Source organism: Pseudomonas sp. B21-017 (assembly GCF_024749245.1).
Taxonomy (GTDB): Bacteria; Pseudomonadota; Gammaproteobacteria; order Pseudomonadales; family Pseudomonadaceae; genus Aquipseudomonas.
This window is the reverse complement of the sequence record NZ_CP087194.1, coordinates 1,549,536-1,568,313: the sequence shown is the minus strand read 5'-3', so window position 1 is coordinate 1,568,313 and position 18,778 is coordinate 1,549,536. Positions and strand designations below refer to the sequence as shown.

The window sequence follows — 18,778 nt, the reverse complement described above, 5'->3', positions numbered from 1 at the left end:
GCACTATCAAGCATCAGGTCATCTGAATGATGGTCTGCATGATGGTGCTCTGGGTGGAGATGGTCTTGGCGTTCGCCTGGTAGTTGCTCTGCGCCTTGATCAAATCAACCAGTTCGTTGGTCAGGTTGACGTTGGACTCTTCCAGCGAGTTGGACACGACCGAACCTAGGGTACCGGTTTTCGGCGCATCGACACCGGCCACACCGGAGGCGAAGGTTTCTTTCCAGCGCGTACCGCCAATTGGCTGCAAGCCTTGCTCGTTGGCGAAGCTCGCCACCGCCACCTGGCCGATGGCCTTGGTTTGCTGGTTGCTGAAGTTGGCGGTCATGACGCCGCTGGCGTCGATGGTCAGGCTGGAGATCTGGCCGGTGGCGTAGCCGTCCTGGTATTGGGCGGTACGGGCGGTTGGCGAGTTGTAAGAAGTGGTCAGCGCCATGTTGAACGCGATACCGCCAGTGGCAGCGACGGAACCGTTCGGCCCCCAGGTCACAGGAATCGTTGCGGCGTTGGTAATGGCACCTGGCACCCAACCGGTCATGGTCAACGTGTTGCCAGTCTGGGTCCAGCCGGCACCCGCCGTCAGCGTGTTAATGCTGCCGTCGGAGTTGAAAGTGATGTCAGCGGTGATCGGCACTGGAGGCGTGGTTGCAGGGTTGGCCGGGGAGCGACCGTCCATGTAGGTATAGACACGCCACGCGTTGGTACCCGTTTTCACGTAGTACTGGTCCATGGTGTGCTCGTTACCCTGGCTGTCGTAGACCTTGGTGGAGATGGTCTTGTTATAGCTGTTGGTATCGGTCGGGCTGAACGGGGCCACGGTCGGCGTGGTTTCCGCCGAGTTCAGGTTCATCGTCTGATCAACCTTGGTAGTCGGATTCGGCTTCAGGCTCGAGGTGTCGATCTTCAAGTCAGTCAACACACCGTTGATGATCTTGCCATTGGAATCGACGCCATAACCCTGCAAGCGGTTGCCGTTGTTATCGACCACAAAGTTTTGAGCGTCGGTCTTGAACGCACCGGCACGGGTGTAGCTCAGGGAACCGTTGTCGCTGAGGATGAAGAAGCCGTTGCCCTGAATGCCCATGTCCAGCACGTTGCCGGTGTTGTTCACATCACCCTGGCTGAACTGCTGGGAAACGTTGGCCAGGCGCACGCCGTTACCGATGGTCTTGCTGCCGGTACCCAGGCGAGTGGCCGAGTACACGTCTTCGAATTCTGCACGGGACGATTTGAAACCGGTGGTCGCGACGTTGGCGATGTTGTTGCCGGTCACGTCCAGTTGTTTGTTGGCCGCATAGAGACCGCTAAGGCCGATATTGAAAGACATATTCCACTCCTTTGTGCCGTGTTAGTCGGCTCTATAGACCAATGGTTTGCACTTTGGACAGGGCAACGCTGCCCAGGCCTGCCAGGTTCAGCATCAACTCACCGCCGGTCTGGCTGATGGTCACGCTGTTGACCGTTGCCGGCAGGTAAGTAATCAGTGAGGTGTTCTTGCCGTCGATGGTGCTCGTTGCGCCGAAGGTGTAAGTACCCGCCGGTGCCACCGCGCCCGAACTGTCCTTGCCGTCCCAAATGAAGCTGGCATTGCCGGCGTTTTGACTACCCAGGTCGAGGGTGCGGATGACCGTGCCTGCCGAGTTGGTGATCTTGACGGTGGCTGCGGAAACCGATGTCGGCACCACGACGGTACCGTTGAGGCTCTTGGAGGTGTCGACCACGGCCTTGTCGGTCTGCGCGATGACCGAACGGCCCACCAGCGAAGAAGCCTGCAAGGCTTGCGAGGAGTTGTAGTTGCCGGCAATGCCGCTGACGGTCTGGTTCAGCGTGGTGATGCCTTCCAGACTACTGAACTGCGCCAACTGGGCTACGAACGCGCTGTTGTCCTGAGGATCGAGCGGGTTCTGGTTTTTCAGCTGGGTGACCAGCAGTTGCAGGAACGCATCCTTGCCCAATGCCTTGCTGCCGGTGGCACTGCTGGTCGCCGCGGAAAGACCATCACTGGTGGTCGTGGTCTTGACCGAAGAGTTGGCCAGGACATCCTTGAGACTTACGCCGCTGGTGGTATCGGTAACACTCATCGAAAGTCGCCCCTTATCACTGACCGAGGGTCAGGACCTTCTGCATCATGGTTTTGGCGGTGTTCATCATTTCTGCGTTGGTCTGGAACGAACGGCTCGCGGAAATCATGTCGGCCATCTCTTCGACGACGTTGACGTTCGGGTAGTAGACGTAGCCCTTGGCATCGGCGGCCGGATGATTCGGCTCGTAGCGCGCTTCAAGGTTGCTCTGGTCTTCGACCACACCCAGCACTTGCACGCCTTGACCGGCCGCGTCCTGGTTCTGGAACAGCGAATCGCTGCCGCCGCTCTGGCCGCCCTGGAACATGGTGGCGAACACCGGGTGACGGGCGCGATAGGTCTGGTCGATGCTCGACGAAACGGTCTCGGCGTTGGCGATGTTACTGGCGACGGTGTTCAAGCGAGTGGTCTGGGCACTCATGCCGCTACCGGCAATGTTGAAAACACTGGACAGGGACATGAATTACTCTCCGCGCAGGGCTGACACCAGCCCTTTGAATTTACTGTTGAGCAGGGTGAAGCTGGCCTGGAAGTTGACCGCGTTTTCCGCGTAGTTCGACTGTTCCAGTTGGGCATCCACGGTGTTCTGGTCGATCGACGGTTGCATCGGCGTGCGATACATCAGCGACTCGTCGCCATTGCCCAGGCCTTCAGCTTCGATGTGACGGCTGTTGGTCATGCTCAAGGCGAACTTGCCGTTTTTGGTTTTCTCGTTCTGCTCGGCGAGCACTTTCGAGAAGTCCAGATCCCGAGCCTTGTAGTTCGGGGTGTCGGCGTTGGCGATGTTGTTGGCCAGGACTTCGGCACGCTGAGCGCGGAAGCCCAGGGCTTGTTCGTGGATACCGAGCGCTTTATCGAAGCTGATGCTCATGTCGGGAAACCTTCGGGTGACCTGATTTTTCGTAACGTGAACACTGCAAGCGGCGTGCCAATTCAAAAAAGCCCGTAAACCGGGGGCTTTGCGAGCAGTGGCGAGGCGGCAATGCCAGAAAAGCGGCAACCGATTTCCGCCGCCTGCCGCTTTTCTGCCGCTTTCCCAGGGCAACACCGATCAACTGTAGGAGCGAGGCTTGCCCGCGAAAACGGTGTGCCAGACAACAATCATCATTGACCGCCCCAACGCTTTCGCGGGCAAGCCTCGCTCCTACAGGTATTGGGGTGCCTATGAGAAACAAGCAGGCAAAAAAAACGGGAGCCCCTGAGGCCCCCCGTTTTTTTGTATGCCGTCAACGAATCACTTCGCCTGGTAAATGATCCCCGGGCTGCACTGGACCATCTGGTAATGGTCCGGCAAACCGTTCAGCGCTTCGGACGCGCCAAGGAACAGATAACCGCCCGGCTTGAGCGTGCTGTGAATGCGCAACAGGATGTCTTTCTTCACCTCGGCGGAGAAGTAGATCAGCACGTTGCGGCAGAACACGATGTCGAACTTGCCCAGGCTTGCGTAGCTGTCCAGCAAGTTGAACGAGCGAAACTCCACCCGACTCTTGATTGGTGCCTTGATGGCCCAGCGCCCCGGCCCCTTGGGGTCGAAGTAACGCTGAAGGCGCTCGGGCGACAGACCGCGACCGATGGCCAGGCTGTCGTACTCGCCGGTCTTGCAGTTGGTCAGCATGCTGCCGGACAGGTCGGTGGCAACGATCTGCACGCCCATCTTCAACTGGCCCATGTTGACCCGTTCGAACTCATCGATGGACATCGACAGCGAATACGGTTCCTGACCCGACGAACACGCCGCCGACCAGATCCGCAGGCGCTGACCGGGGCTGGCCTTGATCGCTTCAGGCAATACCTTGTTCTTCAAGACTTCAAACGGATAGGTGTCACGAAACCACAGGGTTTCGTTGGTCGTCATGGCATCCACCACCATCTCGCGCAAACCGCTGCGCGGCTGGGTCTGGATGCGCTGAACCAGCTCACCCAACGATTTGATGCCCTGCTGTTCCATCAGTTTGTTGAGACGGCTCGAGACCAGATATTGCTTGTTTTCACCGAGCAAAATGCCACAGGCTTTTTCCAGGAATACCCGGAACTGTTCGAAATCCAAATTACCCGTAGACAAAGATACCGCCTCTTAAATCGTGTTGACCGCCAGGGGCAGAAGGCCTCTAGCTGTTATCTGCTGCTTTGATCCGGTCGACTACCCGGGATGCCAGGTCATCAGGACGGAACTTGGCCAGGAAGTCATCGGCACCGACCTTCTTGACCATCGCCTGATTGAACACACCCGACAACGAAGTATGCAGGATGATATGGAGCTTTTGCATGCGCGGATCGGCGCGGATCTCGGCCGTCAGGGTGTACCCGTCCATCTCCGGCATCTCGATGTCGGAGATCATCATCAGGAACTCTTCTTCCGGCTTCTTGCCCTCGTCGACCAGCTTGCGCAGGTAATCCAGCGCTTGCCGGCCGTCGTTCAACGCCACCACTTCGACACCGATCGTTTGCAGGCAACGGGTCACCTGCTTGCGTGCCACCGACGAGTCGTCGACCGTCAATACGCGCAAAGAGAGCGCCTTGTGCTGGGTCTCAACATCGACCACGCCCACCGAAATCGCTTCCGGCGTCGGCGCCACTTCCGCCAGCACCTTCTCGACGTCGATGATTTCGACTAACTGGTTGTCGACCCGAGTCACAGCCGTCAGGTAGTGATCGCGCCCCGTGCCCTTGGGTGGCGGATGAATCTCCTCCCAGTTCATGTTGACGATGCGCTCCACCGACCGAACCAGGAAACCCTGGGTCTTGGTGTTGTACTCCGTGATGATCACGAAGGGATTGCTCTGGTCCAGCAACCGACCGGCACCGGTCGCCATCGCCAGATCCAGGATCGGAATGGTTGCCCCCCGAATATTCGCCACACCGCACACGACAGGACTGGACTTGGGCATCAGGGTCAGCTTGGGGCATTGCAGCACCTCGCGAACCTTGAACACGTTGATCCCATACAGCTGCTGGCCGTCGAGACGGAACAACAACAGCTCAAGGCGATTCTGCCCTACCAGTTGCGTGCGCTGGTTCACCGAATCCATTACACCAGCCATGCCCAGACTCCTACACCAACGCTAAGTGTGTTGCGACGCACATTCATCACGAAACGGCACGGCGCTTGCTTTTTAACTCTTATGAACACAGAACCGACATTTTTCCGACACCTCACATCAACCTGCCGCAGATTGCTCTGCGCGATGTCGGCCGCTTGCCTGTTCAACGCTGGCAGCCCTGCCCTTGCTGATACGGTTACCTTGCCTGACATGCTTATCGGCGTCACCCAGGGCTTTCTTGAATTCACCGTAGAGGACTATCTGGCCACCAGTCAAACGCAAGGTCGCTACGAAATCCAGGTCAACCAGCTCGATCCGCGCCTGCGCATGCCTATGTGCGACAAGGAATTGACAGCCACCCTCGAGAGCCCGGCAAGGCCTCTGGGACGGGTCACGGTCAAGGTTCGCTGCGATGGCGCCTCGCCCTGGACGGTCTTCGTGCCCGCTCAAGTGAAGCTGTTTCGCGACATTGTGACGACCACTCGTCCGCTCAAGCGCACAGGGATTATCGAACCTCAGGACGTAACCCTGCGCGAGCGTGATATCAGCCTGATAAATCAGGGGTTTCTGACTTCCGTCGATCAGGCTATCGGGCAAAAACTTACCCGACCAATGGTCGCCGATCAGATCATTACGCTGGTGCATCTCGAACAGGCGGAAGTGGTTCGCAAGGGCGACCAGGTGGTGATTACCGCCCGCAGTGGTACGCTCAGTGTGCGCATGCCGGGTGAAGCGCTGTCCAACGGCGGCCTGAGCGAACAGATTCGCGTGAAAAACCTTAACTCCCAGCGGGTCATCAAGGCGCAAGTCACAGCGCCCGGCCAGGTGGAAGTGGCCATGTAAGGGCTCTGTGTTTGTGAAGTGATGGCGCACCGCCTGGCGGTTGCCTAAACTGTGCCGCATGCAGGGCATGCGCTGGCGCATGCAAGCTCATTGATAAATGGGCCTAAAGTTTTTCGGGGAATCGCCGAAAACATGGCAAGCGTCCAAATATCCAGAGGTTTATTGTCATGGTCATCGATTTCAGTCGTTTAAACAGCTCCTCGTCACTTACGGGCAGTACGCGTACCAGCACCGCCAAGGAAACCGCCGAAGCCGGCCAATCCGCGCCGCTGAATACCCCGGCCGAACAGGCCAGTACCACCAAAAGCGGGGAATCGGTACACCTCAGCAATGAGGCTCAACAGTTGCAGAAGGTCACTGACAAGCTGCGCGATCAGCCTGCCGTCGACAACGCCCGCGTGGCCGAGTTGAAAGCAGCGATTGCCGATGGCAGCTATAAAGTCGACAGCAACCGTGTAGCCAGCAAACTGCTCAACTTCGAAGCCCAGCGCTAGGCCACGGCCCGCGCCAGGCTTTTGGACGCTTAAAACCCAAGGCCAGCCATGCACGACACTCATTTACTGCAACTGATCATCGACGACTTCGCCCCGGCGCAACAACTGCTGGAGCTACTGCAAACCGAGTCCCTCGCCTTGCACGGTCGCGACATGCCACTGCTCGAAGAAATTCTGGCGCATAAACAGGCATTGATCATTCTGCTCGAACAGCATGGCCGCAAGCGCAGTGAAATCCTCGCCAGCCTCAACCTGCCAACCAACCGCCAGGGCCTGGAGCAACTCGCCAGCCAGTCGAGCATTGGCGAACGGTTGCTGGGACAGAGCGACGTGCTGACCGACCTCCTGGCCCAGTGCCAGGCCGCCAATGCCAACAATGGCCAGTCGATTCTGGTGCAGCAGGCCGCCACGGCCAACCAGCTGAAAATCCTCACCGGCGGCGAGCCGCCAGCGCTCTACGATGCCCGCGGATCAACCTCCAAGCTCGCCAAGCCACGCCCGCTCAGTCAGGCTTAAGCCTTTCAATGAGCACGCCCTATCAAGACGCGAAACATGCTGGCAGAATGCCGGCCAGTAGTCATATTTGTCTGGAGATTGATACCTCGTGTCCAATGCCTTAAGCGCGGAAGATGCTCCGCAGCCACCCAAGGTGCTCACCACGCCCCTGGAAATCTCCGGCAACCTGCGTCAGCTGCAAGACAGCCATGACCCGCTGATCATCACGTTCCACGAGCGCAGCCAGCGCTTCCAGAGTTATCTGGTGGACGTCGACCGTGACAGCAAGATGATCGCCCTGGACGAAATGATCCCGCGCGACGGCGAACGCTTTCTGCTGGCCGGCGAACCGTTCAAGGTCGAAGGCTTCCACGACGGCGTGCGCATCGCCTGGGAAAGCAATGGCCCGCTGACCATCGACGAGTCCGGTGATGGCCGCTGCTACCGGGGCGCGCTGCCCGATGAGGTGGTTTACCACCAGCGCCGCAATGCTTTCCGCGCTGCGTTGAAGCTGGCACAACTGGTCAATGTCGAGCTGGGGGGCGAGAAACTCAAGTCGCCCATCGCCGGCAAACTGCTGGACATCTCCGCCACCGGCTGCAAATTGCGCTTCGAAGGCGACATTACCGCGAAGCTGCAATTGGGCCAGGTCTACGACCGCTTCATCGCCGCCCTGCCCTTCGGCAGCATGACGGCACCGGTGGAGCTGCGTTACCTGCACTTTGAAGAAAAGATCAACACCACCTTCGCCGGCGTGCGTTTTCACAACATGAGCGGCCTGGTGCAACGGCAGGTCGAGCGGTTCGTCTATCAGCTGCAACGTGAAGCGCGGCGCTTCGATAAAGACGATTTCTGATACGCCCCGCCAATAAAAAACGGGCAGTCCCTTGCGGTGACTGCCCGTTTTTTTATGCCTTGATCACGGCCGCGCTTCGGTAAAACTTTGCTCGCGACCTGCGTCCGGGTCTTCTGAATCCGAAACTGGTTCAGGTTCTGGTTCGGGCCCGGCATCCGGATTGACATCAGCCTCCGGGTTGACCGGATTCTGCATCTGATCCTGCACCACCTGCTCATCAACACGCGGGTCAAGGCACGCCACCAGTGGCGAACTCGTCATGCTGTCGGGCATGGCCACGTGATGCAGCGGAGCATCGTCCACCTGATGCAGATTGGTGACTGCTTTCGGGCGGATTCGCCACACCAGCACCAATGCAAAAAAACTGAAAAAGGCATAAAGCATCTGGCTGCCGAACAATTTCATCAATACCCCTGCCACCAACGGTCCGACACTCGCGCCGACACCGTAAGTCACCAGCAGCATCGCCGTCAGCGACACCCGGCGATCACCCTCGACGTGGTCGTTGGAGAACGCCACCGCCAGCGGGTACAGACAGAATTGCACCAACGAACAGAGGAACCCGGCGATGAACAGCACCTCCAGTTGCACCTGCGGCATGATCGCCAGCGGCAACGCGGCCAGTGCCAGGCTAAACGCAAAACTTCGGATCAATACCGCCCGGTCATAACGATCCGATAGCCATCCCAACGGCCACTGCACCACCAGGCCCGCAAAAATGCAGCTGCCCATGAACAGACCGACCTGCTCGGTGGACAATCCTTGCTGGGAGGCATACAGAGGCGCCAGGCCGTAGAACGAACCGACGATCAATCCCGCCCCCAACACCGTGCTCAGTGACTGCGGCACGCGTTTGATGAAGAAGCGCGGCTCCATCGGCGCCGGGTGCAAAGGTGCCGGGTGAATCCGCCGGGTCAGGGCCACCGGCACCAGACACAGGGCGAAACACAGTGCGACCAGCATCAACAGTTCCAGGCCCAGGCCCGGGTGCATGACCAGAATCAGCTGACCCAGCACCAGCCCCAGGTACGAGGCGATCATGTAGCCGCTGAACACCACGCCACGCTGCTTGGCTTCTGCCTGCTCGTTGAGCCAGCTTTCGATCACCATGTACTGGCACATCATGCCCAGGCCAACGATCACCCGCAGGAACAGCCACGCGGGCAGCCAGTCCACCAGGCCATGGCCCAGCACCGCCGCACCGACGATCCCGGCGCAGGCTGAATAAGCTCGAATATGCCCGACCCGGGCAATCAGCCGATGGCCGATCTTGCCGCCCAGCACCAGGCCGAAATAGTTGGCCGCCATCAACGCGCCGACCCACAGGCTGTCGACCTTATCGGCCGCCAGGCGCAGGGCAAGGTAAGTACTCAACAGGCCCGAGCCGATCAACATCATCAGCGAGGCGAAATAAAGTCCTCGAAAGGATTTCAGGATTTGGCGCATTGGCGTTCCGAGCGGCTCCTTGCAGTGAGTATCGGGCTATCGACAACGATAGCCCGATGGCGACAGGTCGTCAGGCCTGGGCTGCTAGAACACGCCGTTCCCAGGGAGTAATTTCATCGAGGAAGCTGGTCAACTCCAGGGTCTTCGAAGCGATGTAGCCTTCGATGAACTCCTTGCCGAACAGTTCCTTCGCCAATTGGCTACGTTTCAGACGTTCAAGTGCGGCATGCAAGGTACACGGCAACGCAAGATTATCCGGCACCACGAACTCGCCCCGGGCCGCTTCGCTCGGTTCCAGTTTGTTTTCGATGCCATACAGCCCCGACGCCAGGCTCGCGGCGATCGCCAGATACGGGTTGGCGTCAGCCCCCGGCAGGCGGTTTTCGACCCGACGAGCAACCGGTGAACTGGCCGGAATGCGCAGGCCGGCCGCGCGGTTATCATGGGACCAGCAGGCATTATTGGGCGATGCAAAAGGATGACACAGGCGCTGATAAGAGTTCACGTTCGGCGCAAACAGCGCAGTGAAATCCGCCAGGCCGGCCTGTTGGCCACCGATGAAATGACGGAAGGTCGCGGTCGGCTCGCCAGCCTCGTCGCTGAACACGTTACGCCCGCTGTCGATCTCGACGACGCTCTGGTGAATATGCATCGAACTGCCCGGCGTGTGAGCCAACGGCTTGGCCATGCAGACCACGGTCAGGCCATGCTTGAGCGCCACTTCCTTGAGCAGATGCTTGAACAGCAAGGTCTGGTCGGCCAACAGCAGCGGATCGCCATGCAGCAGGTTGATCTCGAACTGGCTGACGCCCATCTCGTGCATGAAGGTATCGCGGGGTAAGCCCAGCGCCGCCATGCCTGCGTAGACTTCAGCGAAGAACGGCCGCAAGCCGTTATTGGAGCTGATACTGAATGCCGAATGACCGTCCTCGCGACGACCGTCCAGGCCCACTGGAGGCTGGAAGGGTTGCGTCGGGTCAGGGTTGGGCGCGAACACAAAGAATTCCAGCTCGGTCGCCACGACCGGCGCCAGACCGAGGGCGGCGTAGCGAGCGATCACCGCCTTGAGTTGGCCGCGAGTCGACAGGTGCGAGCTCTCGCCCGTCAGTTCCTGTGCATCGCATATGGCCAGTGCCCGAGGGTGCGAACTCCAGGGCAAGCGGTGGATCTGCCCCGGATCAGGCACCAGCGCCAGATCGCCATCATCGCTGCCGTAAAAGTGCGCGGGCGGATAGCCGCCCATGATGCATTGCAGCAGCACTCCCCGCGCCATCTGTAAACGCCGCCCCTCAAGAAATCCTTCAGCGGTCATTACCTTGCCGCGTGGCACGCCGTTCAAGTCCGGCGTGACACATTCAATCTCATCAATGCCCGTCAATCGCTGCGCGAGTGAGCGATGGCCATCGGTTGTCATGACGCAATCCTTGTTGTTGTACGAGCCGCGAACGGCGACCCGTACAAAATAGGCTCCGGCTGTTCGGAATATCAAGCAGCGTCAAACAAAAAGGCGCAATCCTGTGAGGAACGTGTCGTTCAGGGGAGATAGAGGCTGAACACGCCGCCACCCAATGGCCCGCCATTACTGATTTCGGTACGTCCGCCCACACCATCACGCTGATGCAAGGCGGCAATCCGCCCGGCAAAGTACAAGCCCAGGCCGGTACTGCCGCTGCTGTGGTTGATGCCCTGCACATAGTCGGCCTGACGCTCGATCATCTCGGGTGGATAACCCTCACCATCGTCGTTGATGGTCAGCACCAATTGCCCGGCCTCATCGCTGACACTGATCAACAAGGCATGCCGGGCATAACGAATGGCGTTGTTGATGCAATTGGCGAGCACCGAGGCAATCAGCTCCCGATCGAAGAAACCCAGCGGGCTCAACGGGTCCACTTCATAGGTCGCGATAATGCCGCGGCTGGCGAACACTTCCTGGTGAGCCGCCAGTTGCGCCTCAATGAAATCATCCAGCTCATGGTAGGCCGGCTGCAACGGCATCTGGTTGACGCCCAGCTTGTACAGCCCCAGCAACTGCACCAGCATGCCATTGAGGTGGGCGAACTCGAAGTCGATGACGCCCTGCTCCGGGGTGTGCCGCTCAGGGTCGGGCAAACGCGCCAGCCATTGGCTGTGCGCCTGCATCAGCATGGCCAGAGAGTTCTTCATGTCGTGCACGGTGGAGGCAATCACCGTAGAGAAGTCGAGTGACGGTTCGCTGTCGATCATTCGCCGAACGCCTTGATTTTCAGTTTCTGGTAGCGCGGATAACGCGCATCGGTATCGGGCATCAGGCCGACCGTTTTCAGGCAGGCCCGGCACTCTTCCAGCTCGGCCGACGGGACGCTGGTGTCGGTGCCATGCAGCAGCGACTGCGCCATGTTCAGGGCAATACTGATGTTCTTCGGTTGCAGCGCCAGGGCTTTGCGGAACACATCCCGGGCTTCCACCAGATTGCCGGTCTTGTACACCCGCACGCCCTGACGGTTGAGGTCGGCGGCGGCATTGCCCGAGTTGAGGATGGTCGGGTCGTCGGTCAGCTTGGCGATGCCCTTCATCACGGTCGGATCGTCGCCGTAGATTTCCGCACAGTTTTTCAACATCGAAGCACCGGCACTCGCCTGCCCGAGCATTTGCAACTGCTTGGCCACCAGCAGCGCCGCTTCGGCGCTCATGAACTGTTCCATGCCATCGAGGCGCATCATCGCTTGCTCGGTGAGCTTCTCGGCGGTCTCGGCATCGTTGAGCAGCAGGCTGGTGGCCTTCATCAGACGCGCACGAATCTGCAGGCCTGGGTCGGAAGGGTTCTCCTTCGCCACTGCACTCAGCGTCGTGTTGATTTCCAGGCGGGTCCGCGTGTCCAGGCCCTTTTCCGCACCTTTGCTGATCAAGGCATGGGCCAGGCCGAGGTTGCTTTCCGCATCCTTGAAACGTGACTGCGCCCCTTGGTTCACGGCCTGGCGATAGGCTTTGGAGGCAGTGTCGAAATCTTCGTTGGCCATTGCCAACTTGCCCAGCAACGCTTGCCGGCGCACCGCCAGCGGCGACAGGCGAATTGCTTCCTCCAACACTTTCTGCGCCGCTTTGGTGTCACCTTCGGCGACCAGCACATCGGCCATGCCATCGTAGAGGGCCGGCATCATCGGGAAGACTTTCAAGGCTTTTTCGTAAATGCCCTTGGCCTGGCTGACCTGCCCGCGCTTGAACAGCAATTGGCCCAATCCGGCAAAAGCCCAGGGCAAAGGCCGATCCGCAATGATGCTGTCGTAAAGACGCTCCAGCGCTTCGTTCTGGTTCAAGTCGCGCAATGCATCGGCGCGGTAGCGCAGGCACAGCGGCGAATAACGAATGTCTTGTTTGCACAGGGCGATGCAGGCATTGAGCACTTCAACCGGTTTGCCCCGGTCAAGCGCTTGCAGGATCGGCTTGAGCAAGGTCTTGCGCTGTTCCAGTCGCTCCAGGCGCTGGGCCAGGCCGGAGCGGTTGAACGGTTTGGTCAGGTAAGCGTCGGGCTCATGCTCCAGTGCGCTGAGCACCATGGCCTGGCTGGTTTCGGCGGTGACCATGACAAACACACTTTCGTGGCTGATCAGCTTCTCGATCATCAGGTCTTCGAGCACCTGCTGACCGTTTTTCTTGCCATCGCCCAGGTGGAAATCCTGCAGGATGAAGTCGTAGGACTTCTGCGAGCACATGCGCAGCGCCTGCTCACCGGTATCAGCGGTGTCGACGTCCTTGACGCCCAGCTCCCGCAGCATGGACCTGACGGAACTGCGGAAATCCGAGAAATCATCGACGATCAAAAAGCTTTTTTGGTGATACGACAGCATCGAAGATTTCCAGGCAATTTAAGGAAGAACAACCTAAAGGCAATGGCTGCGAGTTCAGCTTCGCGGCCTTTCAGGCGCGCAGATGATAGCGAGAGGCCATTGGCTATCAAGCAATTTCGCACAATCGCGTGATGAGCTTTACCGGCCGCCAGCGATGAAATCACAACGGCTTGTCGCGTTATCGGCCAGTAGTCGCGTTCCCTTGAAGCAGCGGGAGTGCAATCGTTCCTTTTACTGCCAAAAGATCATACGGCTGCGCTAAATATTTGAAGGCGTTATTGAAAAACGGGATTATCCTGATTTATTGAAGCACGCTAATTATTATCCGCTTGAACCCAATACGCTCTAAATCGCCGGCAAAGGCCAGGAAATGACCACCACCCCCAAGCACTCGGCCACGGCTCCCGAGCGAAAGGCCCTGACCCTCAGTACCCTGGATTTTCCGGTGGTGGGCATCGGTGCGTCGGCTGGCGGGCTGCAAGCCATCAAATTGTTTTTCGAGAACATGCCTAACGACAACGGCATGGCGTTTGTGATCATTCTTCACCTGTCGCCCGACCACCAAAGCGTCGCAGACAAGATCATCCAGGAATCGACCCGGATGCCGGTTCTGCAGGTCACCGAAACCGTACCGATCGAGAAAAACCGGGTCTATGTCATCCCGCCGGCGCGGCGACTGGTGATGAATGGAAATAACCTTGAGGTAATTGAAAACGACCCACAACTGGGACGCCATGCCTCGATCGATCTGTTCTTCCGCGACCTGGCGCAAGTACACCGCGAGCGCGCCTTCTGCCTGGTGCTCTCGGGCAGCGGTTCCGACGGCGCAGTCGGCCTGTCGCGTATCAAGGAACAGGGCGGCATTACCCTGGCCCAGGTACCGGAAGACGCCGAGTTCGACGGTATGCCTCGGGCGGCCATCGAAACCGGCATGGTCGATCTGGTATTGCCCGTAGCAGACATGCCGCAAAAGCTGCTGGACCTGTGGCACAACTCCCGGGAAATCAGCTTGCCCGCCGCCAATGATCCGGAACTGCAATCCTTCGCCTCTGTAGCCGAACGTGATGCCGTGCTCGCCGAACAAATGCTGCACGACATCCTGATCCAGTTGCGTACCGGCACCGGTCATGACTTCAAGCACTATAAACGCGCAACGGTATTGCGGCGGATCGAACGCCGGATGCAGGTCACGGCCCAGCCCGACTTGGGAGCTTATTACCGCTACCTGCTAAGCAATCCCGAAGAAACCAAGGCGCTGCTGGGGGACATGCTGATCGGCGTGACCAACTTTTTCCGTGATCGCGAAGCCTTCGAAGCGCTGGAGCGGGATGTCATTCCGCAACTGGTCAGCGCCGCGGTTTCGGCGCAGCCTGAAAAGGAAGAAATCCGGGTCTGGTCGGCTGGCTGTTCCACCGGCGAAGAAGCCTATAGCCTGGCGATGCTGGTCAACGATCAGCTGCAACAGGAAGCCAGCAAGGCCTCACTGCAAGTTTTCGCCACCGACATCGACGAGCGCGCCATCAGCTTCGGCCGGGCCGGCCTGTACCCGCAAGCCATCGTGACGGATGTGCCGCCGACGCGGCTGCGGCATTACTTCATCAAGGAAGATGAGCACTATCGGATTCGCAAGGAAATCCGCGAGAAGGTGCTGTTCGCCAAACACAGCCTGCTGTCCGATCCACCCTTCTCGCAAATCGACCTGATCGTGTGCCGGAACCTGTTGATCTATCTGGATCGCGAAGTACAGCGCGAAATCCTGCAGATGTTCCACTTCGCCTTGCGCCCCGGCGGTTTTCTGTTCCTCGGTTCCTCCGAAAGTGCAGACGCTTGCCATGAGCTGTTCACGCCGGTGGACAAACGCAACCGGATCTTCCGCGCCAAGACCGGCACCGCCAACAGCCGGCGCACGCCGACCGTGCCGCGCGGTGGTTATGTGCGCTCCAATATTTCCCATCAGGCACCGCAACACGCCGTGCAGCGCAAACTGTCGTTTGCCGACATCCACCAGCGCGCCCTCGAACGCGCGGCCCCGCCGAGCATGATCGTCGATGCCAACGCAGACATCCTGCACATGAGCGAAACTGCCGGGCGTTTCCTTCGGCATGTGGGCGGTGAGTTGTCACGCAACCTGCTGACGCTGATCCTGTCGGAGCTGCGCCTGGAAATCCGCACCACGCTGTTCCAGGTCCAGCAGAGCGGCCTGGCCGTGAAATCCCGCGAGGTGCCGGTCAAGCGCGAAGAGCGGCGTTACAAGGTCAGCCTGGAGGCGCAGCCCTACAAGGATGAAGAGTCGGACGGCGAGTTCATCCTGGTGATTTTCGAGGAAGTCGAAGTCGATCCTTCGCAAGCGACGACCACAACCCTGCTGCAAACCGAAAGCCAGGTGCTGTCCAATCTTGAGCGTGAACTGCAACGCACCAAACTGCACTTGCAGGACACCATTGAACAATCGGAAATTTCCAGTGAAGAACTGAAAGCTTCCAACGAAGAAATGCAGGCGATCAACGAAGAACTGCGCTCGGCCACCGAAGAGCTGGAGACCAGCAAGGAAGAGCTGCAATCGATCAACGAAGAGCTGCTGACGGTCAACTACGAGCTGAAAACCAAAGTCGAAGAAACCGACAAGATCAACGACTACCTGACCAACCTGATCGCCTCCACCGACATTGCCACGGTGTTTGTCGACCGCAGCATGCGGATCAAGTGGTTCACTCCGCGTGCCACCGATATTTTCAGCATGCTGCCGGTGGATACCGGCCGCTCCCTGCTCGACATCACCCATCGCCTGCACTACGACGACCTGGCGAGTGACGCGGCATCGGTGTTCGAATCATTGAACATGATCGAACGTGAAGTCAGCAGCACCGACAAGCACTGGTACATCGCCCGCCTGCTGCCCTATCGCTCCAGCGAAGACCGTATCGACGGCACCGTGCTGACGTTCATTGACATCACCAAACGCCGCGAGGCCGAAGAAGAGCTGCGCCTGGGCGAAGAACGCATGCGCCTGGTGGCCGAAAGCACCCGCGACTACGCGATCATCACCCTTGATGAACAAGGCGTGATCACCACCTGGAACAAAGGCGCCGAACTGATCTTCGGCTACAGCAAGGCTGAGGCCGAAGGCGCTTACTACGACTTCATTTTTTCCGCCGAAGACCGCGCCTCCGGCGTGCCTGAATCCGAACTGCTGGGGGCTCGCACCCATGGCCGTTCCGAAGATGAACGCTGGCACCTGCGCAAGGACGGCAGCCGCTTCTATTGCAGCGGCGAAGTGACCTTGCTCAGCGGTGACAACCTTCGCGGCTACGTGAAAATCGCCCGGGACCTGACCGGTCACAAACGCCAGCATGAGGAACAAAGCCAACAACTGGCCGAGACGCTGAACACCAATTACCTCAAAGATGAGTTCTTCGCGGTCATGTCCCACGAACTCAAGCATCCTCTGAACCTGATCCAGCTCAACGCCGAACTGTTGCGGCGCTTGCCGGTGACCAAGTCGGTGGCGCCGGCCGCCAAAGCCGTCAACACCATTTGCGATGCCGTCAGCAGCCAGGCGCGGATCATCGACGACCTGCTGGATGTCGCCCGCGTGCGCACCGGCAAGCTCAAGCTCAAACCGATCGCCGTGGATCTGGCCAGTGTGCTGCGCGATATTTACACCGTCGTCCTCAACGACCAGCACAGCACCACCGTCGAGCTGCATGTGCCTTCGGAGCCGTTGATGGTGCGCGCCGATCCGACGCGCCTGGAGCAGATCATCTGGAACCTGGTGAATAACGCACTGAAATTCACCCCGCCCGACGGCCGCGTGCAATTGATCGCCAGCTTGGCCGAGAACATGGCGCGGCTGGACGTCAAGGACAATGGCACCGGCATCGCGGCCGAGAACCTCGAACACGTATTCGACCTGTTTGGCCAGGCTGAAACACAGCACGCCAACCACCAGCGCGAAGGGCTGGGCATCGGTTTGTCACTGGTGCGCCAATTGACCGAGGCCCAACATGGCACGGTTGAGGTGAGTTCACCGGGCGTTGGGGAAGGCTGTACCTTCACTGTCTATTTGCCCCTGGCCAGTAGTGAAGGCAAAACCCAAACCACAACGCCAACCGATGAGGTATCAGGAAAACTGAGCGGCCTGACGATTCTGCTGGTCGACGACTCCGCCGAGGTACTTGAAACCCTGAAGATGCTGCTGGAAATGGAGGACGCCGAAGTCGTTGCCTTCGATCATCCGAAGGACGCTCTGGACGCGGCTGCAAACAGCCACTTCGACCTGATCATTTCGGACTTGGGCATGCCGGTCATGAACGGCCATGAACTGATGCAAGCATTACGTCAGTTGCCGCATGTCAAGGATGTGCCGGCCATTGCCCTGACTGGCTATGGCGCTATCAGCGATATTAAAAAGGCTCGTCAATCGGGCTTTGACCAGTACATTGGAAAACCGGTGTCCTACGATGACCTGATCGCGACCATCGAGACCCTGCGACAGCCCCGGGCATCAGGTTCTGAATAGCTCAGCGTAAATAGGCGCGTTGTACACAGACGCGCCGGTCAATCGCCTGCTTCAGTCGCTCCTTGTGATCCGCCCAGACCCTGGGATCGACTTTGGGCGCGCGCATGAGGTCAAGCATGGCCGCTTTGGCGGTCAGGTATTCCGACCACGCATCTTCACAGCTGAGCTTGAAACGCTCACGTTCGTTCATTTCCATCCGCCGCAGCGCCAGTACCGACTCATCGGTGATGACCGTGCCGAGCGTCAGTTGCACCCGATGAGGTGCAACGAAGGCCTGCGTGCCCGCGACGATCTCGCCCGCTCGTAGAGCGCCCCACTTCAACGCCGCACAGTAAGTCTCATCACGGCCCCTGTCGTGAAACTCCTCACACAGCATGATCCCACGGGCATCGTAAACACCGATGAACACCTGGGTGATCCCCTCACGACTCAGTCGTGCCCGCACTTCCACTTGTGTCCCGTCACCGAGCATTTCTTCATGGATGTGGTGAGGTAATCGGGGGTCGGTCCATAACCAGAACTGTGCACCTCTGTGTCGCATTGCTTGGCTCCGTGAGTGGAGTCAGAAGTAAGGCACAGCAATAACGGACTTTCCACGTAAGTCGTCAGGTGGTTCGAGCAAGAAAAAACCGCCAGGGAATGCTCTGATGGACTTTTCTAACCGCTGACGCTGCAATTTTAGAGTGTTCTTGCACTGAAATTACGCAGCCAGCCCTTGCCGCATAAGGGTTTCAGCTCATTTGAGGCACACCACTATTGAGTGCCGGCGGGCACTTCGCCAAAAACAAATCGACATAATATTGACACCAAAACATCCACTTGTCGGAATATTGGCACATCGTACTGTTACCTGCGCTTAACACCTTTACAAAGCCTGACCCCACAACTAAACACCTATCAAACTGATATCAGGAAAGGCCGTATCCCTGAATCAGTGCTGTACCAAAATACGGCCTCATCCAGCCATTACTTCAGGAGTCCCTTCCCTATGGGTGCTCTCAGGATACTGCGCGCCACGCGCAGCGCAGCCTCAGGCTTGGGCCCACGTTCGCCCGACCGCTTCTGCGATTCGCTCCTCAAGTACGGCGAGTTTCTTCACCCCCGCGAGACCAGCGCCCCTCTGCCGGCAGCACCTGTCCCGTCAAGCCCAGACGGTCGACGATGTCCGGTAGCCGC

Annotated in this window: 16 protein-coding genes; 5 read left to right on the top strand and 11 right to left on the bottom strand. The window is 58.8% G+C overall.

What is annotated here, in order from left to right; genetic code table 11:
* Positions 1–13: 13 nt before the first annotated feature.
* From flgE to LOY28_RS06835, 6 genes are all read right to left on the bottom strand, one after another.
* Positions 14–1,327, bottom strand: coding sequence for a flagellar hook protein FlgE (gene flgE, locus LOY28_RS06860; RefSeq protein WP_064616487.1), 1,314 nt, complete (start codon positions 1,325–1,327; stop codon positions 14–16).
* A 31-nt stretch (positions 1,328–1,358) separates the two neighbouring features.
* Positions 1,359–2,081 (bottom strand): flagellar hook assembly protein FlgD, encoded by a 723-nt coding sequence (gene flgD, locus LOY28_RS06855; protein ID WP_019650364.1) that lies wholly within the window; start codon positions 2,079–2,081, stop codon positions 1,359–1,361.
* A gap of 16 nt (positions 2,082–2,097) precedes the next feature.
* The gene (flgC, locus tag LOY28_RS06850; RefSeq protein ID WP_007937507.1) at positions 2,098–2,541 is read right to left on the bottom strand and encodes a flagellar basal body rod protein FlgC; all 444 of its coding nucleotides are present in this window, start codon (positions 2,539–2,541) and stop codon (positions 2,098–2,100) included.
* A gap of 3 nt (positions 2,542–2,544) precedes the next feature.
* Positions 2,545–2,952, bottom strand: coding sequence for a flagellar basal body rod protein FlgB (flgB, locus tag LOY28_RS06845; RefSeq protein WP_007937506.1), 408 nt, complete (start codon positions 2,950–2,952; stop codon positions 2,545–2,547).
* A gap of 363 nt (positions 2,953–3,315) precedes the next feature.
* A complete protein-coding gene (gene cheR, locus LOY28_RS06840; protein ID WP_026286437.1) occupies positions 3,316–4,143 on the bottom strand; it encodes a protein-glutamate O-methyltransferase CheR in 828 nt (275 codons plus the stop codon).
* Between the two features lie 46 nt (positions 4,144–4,189).
* Positions 4,190–5,122 carry a chemotaxis protein CheV gene (locus tag LOY28_RS06835; RefSeq protein ID WP_007937503.1) on the bottom strand — a complete coding sequence of 311 codons (933 nt, stop codon included), beginning with the start codon at positions 5,120–5,122 and terminating at the stop codon, positions 4,190–4,192.
* Positions 5,123–5,203: 81 nt separating this feature from the next.
* Between LOY28_RS06835 and flgA the strand changes: the two genes are divergently transcribed.
* The 4 genes from flgA (at position 5,204) to LOY28_RS06815 (ending at position 7,810) form a co-directional block, all read left to right on the top strand.
* Entirely contained in the window at positions 5,204–5,965 is a 762-nt protein-coding gene (gene flgA, locus LOY28_RS06830) for a flagellar basal body P-ring formation chaperone FlgA (protein WP_019582904.1), read from the top strand.
* Positions 5,966–6,132: 167 nt separating this feature from the next.
* Positions 6,133–6,459: a flagellar biosynthesis anti-sigma factor FlgM gene (gene flgM / locus LOY28_RS06825; RefSeq protein WP_007937499.1), complete on the top strand. Its 327-nt coding sequence runs from the start codon at positions 6,133–6,135 to the stop codon at positions 6,457–6,459.
* A 48-nt stretch (positions 6,460–6,507) separates the two neighbouring features.
* Positions 6,508–6,975: a flagella synthesis protein FlgN gene (locus LOY28_RS06820; RefSeq protein WP_018926324.1), complete on the top strand. Its 468-nt coding sequence runs from the start codon at positions 6,508–6,510 to the stop codon at positions 6,973–6,975.
* An 88-nt stretch (positions 6,976–7,063) separates the two neighbouring features.
* Positions 7,064–7,810 (top strand): flagellar brake protein, encoded by a 747-nt coding sequence (locus LOY28_RS06815; RefSeq protein WP_258613259.1) that lies wholly within the window; start codon positions 7,064–7,066, stop codon positions 7,808–7,810.
* A 63-nt stretch (positions 7,811–7,873) separates the two neighbouring features.
* On the opposite strand, the gene LOY28_RS06810 is transcribed toward LOY28_RS06815, so the two are convergent.
* The 4 genes from LOY28_RS06810 to LOY28_RS06795 form a co-directional block, all read right to left on the bottom strand.
* Complete coding sequence (locus LOY28_RS06810) at positions 7,874–9,256, bottom strand: MFS transporter (protein WP_138866963.1); 1,383 nt, start codon at positions 9,254–9,256, stop codon at positions 7,874–7,876.
* Positions 9,257–9,326: 70 nt separating this feature from the next.
* Positions 9,327–10,568, bottom strand: a complete 1,242-nt coding sequence (locus tag LOY28_RS06805) for a glutamine synthetase family protein (RefSeq protein WP_258614415.1) — start codon at positions 10,566–10,568, stop codon at positions 9,327–9,329.
* A gap of 221 nt (positions 10,569–10,789) precedes the next feature.
* On the bottom strand, positions 10,790–11,482 hold the full coding sequence (locus LOY28_RS06800; protein WP_064616474.1) for a sensor histidine kinase KdpD: 693 nt from the start codon (positions 11,480–11,482) through the stop codon (positions 10,790–10,792).
* Entirely contained in the window at positions 11,479–13,083 is a 1,605-nt protein-coding gene (locus LOY28_RS06795; protein WP_096480928.1) for a tetratricopeptide repeat-containing response regulator, read from the bottom strand. The genes LOY28_RS06800 and LOY28_RS06795 overlap by 4 nt, the downstream gene beginning before the upstream one ends.
* A 370-nt stretch (positions 13,084–13,453) precedes the next feature.
* Here LOY28_RS06795 and LOY28_RS06790 point away from each other — a divergent pair, with 370 nt between their 5' ends.
* Entirely contained in the window at positions 13,454–17,602 is a 4,149-nt protein-coding gene (locus LOY28_RS06790; RefSeq protein ID WP_258613258.1) for a CheR family methyltransferase, read from the top strand.
* A gap of 1 nt (position 17,603) precedes the next feature.
* Here LOY28_RS06790 and LOY28_RS06785 read toward each other — a convergent pair whose 3' ends face one another.
* The gene (locus tag LOY28_RS06785; RefSeq protein WP_064616470.1) at positions 17,604–18,143 is read right to left on the bottom strand and encodes a hypothetical protein; all 540 of its coding nucleotides are present in this window, start codon (positions 18,141–18,143) and stop codon (positions 17,604–17,606) included.
* Positions 18,144–18,778: the final 635 nt, after the last annotated feature.